We start from the raw sequence: 3,491 nt of genomic DNA, 5'->3' as shown, positions 1-3,491 counted from the left end.
TTTTATTCTTCAATATCAATAGCACTTACTGGGCAACCATCTCTAGCAGCTTCTGCCTCTTCGCAAACATCTTCTGATATATCTCCTTCAATAGCAACTGCTAAGCCATCATCCTCTAATGAAAAAACCTCTGGACAAGTTGCTGGACAAAGTCCACAACCTATACAAGTATCTTTATCCACTTTTGCTTTCATGTTTATACACCTCCTACGTAAAAGATTCTTTGCTTATTATCTCCTACATAACTTAAATTATACCATTACATTTCCTATACCGAATAAGCTTTGAATAGCGAGTCTATTCTTCTCTATCTCTACTATAATAGTATCTTTTTTAATTTCTAACTCTTCAATAAGACTTAATGTAGTATCATAATTATTTGTTTTACGTATTTGCCCTATCTCTTGACTAAGTTTATTCATTTCATTTTGTTTGGATACCATTGAGGTATTTACTTCTCTAGCCTTCTCTTCCATACTCTGAATAGCTATTAACTGTTCATCTGATACCTCTGTAAAATAGAGGACATTATTCCCAACCTTTTCATTTTCATAAACAGCAAAGCTTTGGACACCCATCTCCTCTATTGCCGAACGTGTTGTTTTCAGTCTTACCCTTTGTGAACTTGGTTTATACGTCCCAAATAACCAACTCTTCTCTGGAATCGCCGCCTCATACTCTCCATTTTCATAACGATCCAAAATATAGAGTTCTAGTTGTTTGTAATTTTTAAGTACACTTACTTGCTTCTCAAGTTCTTTACTTTGTTCATTCAAGCTATCCTTTTCCTTAGCCAAACGTTTAATTTGATTGTCTAGTACATCAGTTTCTATATCTACAGTTTGCTTCATATTTAATAAATCTACTTCTTGTATTTGTATTTGCTTAATAGCTTCTTGTGACTTTTTAATCATTCCATAATAATTTGTAAAGCTGATATATTCTTGAGCTGTAATAACACGTTTTTTATTTAAAATATCTATCCATGTACTAAGTGTCTTGACTTCTATTTCCTTAGTTTTAAGCTCAGTAATCAATGCACGCTTTATACTTTCTGGCTCTATAAAGTCCAAGACTTTAAGCGCGTTTGTCTCTATATCACCATTGTACGGAAAGTTTAATAATTGAAATATACTTAAACTAAATTTCTCTAATGGAATTGTATCTCCTCTTAAACAAAGTAGGGTATATAGCCCATCTACAGAATCTTGAGTAAGCTTAATATTAGAATCAAAACATTGACTTAAAGCACGTTCAAATATTTCATCATCTAACCTTTTCATATATCCCTTTAGATGTTCTGTTGTCTGCCCCTTTATAATTACCTCAAAAATTTCCTGTTGATTTACAAATAATATCTCTTTACTATTATAATTTTTTATAATTTTTTCCTGACTCATTGAATCTAATTGTTCAAAATGTTTTTCTAGAAAAGCTTTGCTTACTTCTGACAAATCCTCAATCAAGTAATCTAGTCCTGTTCTGAAATAAAAGTCATCATAATTTGTCTGTTTTGCCTTAGTTAAAATATTTACAACTTTATCAGGCATTCGTTTTATTTTAAAGTAGGTAACTTGAAAAAAACTCATATTAAACATGATAATAAAAAAGAGAATCATTCCACTTGCTACTGGTATGATTATTTTCTTATATGTTTTAATCCAATCTACAACATCTTCCTTTACGGAGATTAGTTTTTCTTTAAGATTCATACATACTCCTTATTTAATGGCATTATGCCCTTATTATACAATGTCTCGTAATTTAACACAATTATATTGTCATTTTAGCTTGTTCTCTGCTATAATAGTGTAAATCCGGTTGAAACTTAGCAGAAGAACGTCCGTAAGGACTACCGAAGGAGTAACGCTCTCAGGTACTTATCTACAAGTGGGACTGCTAAGCTGACGGGACTCTGGAGAGACTTGCGTCAAGCAAGCGCCGAAGGTGCAAGGCATAGCATATATGCTCAAACTCTCAGGCAAAAGGACAGGGATTCTAATTTTTATATTACAATTACATATTTCCCTATCCCTTTTTATGCAGAGTAAAATCTAACATTAAAAGGAGATATCAAAATGGAACAACTCACAGTATTTTTAGGTAAAGTCAATGACTTTGCATGGGGATGGCCTCTACTTACACTATTATTAGGCACAGGTTTACTCCTAACAATAAGACTCGGTCTTATTCAAATTATCAAACTCCCAAAAGCTTTAAAGCTTATTTTCACTGCCAAAAATTATGGAGATGGAGACATCAATAGTTTTGGTGCCCTTTGTACAGCCCTTGCTGCAACTGTAGGTACAGGTAATATTGTCGGTGTTGCAACAGCTATTGCTGCTGGTGGACCTGGTGCACTATTTTGGATGTGGACTGCCGCATTTGTTGGCATGGCTACTAAGTATGCAGAAGGTGTCCTTGCTATTAAATATCGTAAAGTAGATGAAAACGGACAAATGTCTGGTGGGCCTATGTACTATATCTTAAATGGTATGGGTGAAAAATGGCGTCCACTTGCTATTTTCTTTGCTTTTAGTGGCGTACTTGTTGCCTTATTAGGTATTGGTACCTTTTCTCAAGTTAACTCTATTACCAGTAGTATTAACAACTTAACAGGTATTCCACCACAAGTTATTTCTATCATTGTAGCTTCATTGGTAGGTATTATTATTATAGGTGGAATTAAAAGCATCTCTAAAGTTTCTAGTAAGGTAGTACCTTTTATGGCTATGATCTATATTTTAGCTTGCGGTATTATTTTAGCAATCAACTTTAAAGCAATTCCTACTGCCTTTGCGACGATCCTCTCTTCTGCCTTTACAGGTCATGCTGCTCTTGGTGGATTTGCAGGGGCTATTATGAAAGATGCTATCAGTAAAGGTGTTGCTCGTGGTGTATTTTCTAACGAGTCAGGTCTTGGTAGTGCACCTATTGCTGCTGCTGCTGCAAAAACACAATGGCCCGCAGAACAAGGTCTTATTTCAATGACAGGCACCTTCATCGACAGTATTATTATTTGTACCTTAACAGGTCTTACTCTTGTTATTACAGGCGTATGGTCTATGAGTGGTGATGCTGCCCTGATGACTCAAAGTGCATTTAGCACTGTATTTGGCAACTTTGGTGCCGCAGCATTATCCATTTGTCTTGTACTCTTTGCTTTTACTACCATTCTTGGTTGGAACTACTACGGTGAACGCTGTATAGAATTCTTATTCGGTGTGAAGGGCATTACGCCTTATCGTATTCTTTTCATTTGTATGGTCGCACTTGGTGGATTCCTTAAAGTTTCACTTGTATGGACTATCGCAGATATTGTAAATGCTCTTATGGCATTCCCAAATTTAATAGCACTTCTTGCACTATCTGGAGTTGTTGTATCTGAAACCAAAAAGTATTTTGAGCATCTTAAATCAGAGGAACTAACCTCTAATAAAGATAAGAGTTTATCATAAATCTATAGATCTACATGTAAAAGAGGCTAAAGG

At 34.8% G+C, this 3,491-nt stretch carries 3 protein-coding genes and 1 riboswitch; of the genes, 1 reads left to right on the top strand and 2 read right to left on the bottom strand.

Going from position 1 to position 3,491, the window contains the following annotated elements:
• Window positions 1-2: 2 nt before the first annotated feature.
• Both RRY75_RS14020 and RRY75_RS14015 read right to left on the bottom strand, forming a co-directional pair.
• The gene (locus RRY75_RS14020; protein WP_332528270.1) at window positions 3-194 is read right to left on the bottom strand and encodes a ferredoxin; all 192 of its coding nucleotides are present in this window, start codon (window positions 192-194) and stop codon (window positions 3-5) included.
• A 57-nt stretch (window positions 195-251) separates the two neighbouring features.
• Window positions 252-1,712 (bottom strand): hypothetical protein, encoded by a 1,461-nt coding sequence (locus RRY75_RS14015; RefSeq protein WP_332528271.1) that lies wholly within the window; start codon window positions 1,710-1,712, stop codon window positions 252-254.
• 193 nt (window positions 1,713-1,905) lie between these two features.
• Window positions 1,906-2,003, top strand: a riboswitch (glycine riboswitch).
• Window positions 2,004-2,078: 75 nt separating this feature from the next.
• Here RRY75_RS14015 and RRY75_RS14010 point away from each other — a divergent pair.
• Entirely contained in the window at window positions 2,079-3,458 is a 1,380-nt protein-coding gene (locus tag RRY75_RS14010) for an alanine/glycine:cation symporter family protein (RefSeq protein ID WP_332528272.1), read from the top strand.
• The last annotated feature ends 33 nt before the right edge of the window (window positions 3,459-3,491 follow it).

The organism is Niameybacter sp. (genome assembly GCF_036655075.1).
Lineage (GTDB): Bacteria > Bacillota > Clostridia > Lachnospirales > Cellulosilyticaceae > Holtiella.
Note: the sequence above shows the minus strand (reverse complement) of the source record. Positions and strands in the feature narration are given on the sequence as shown.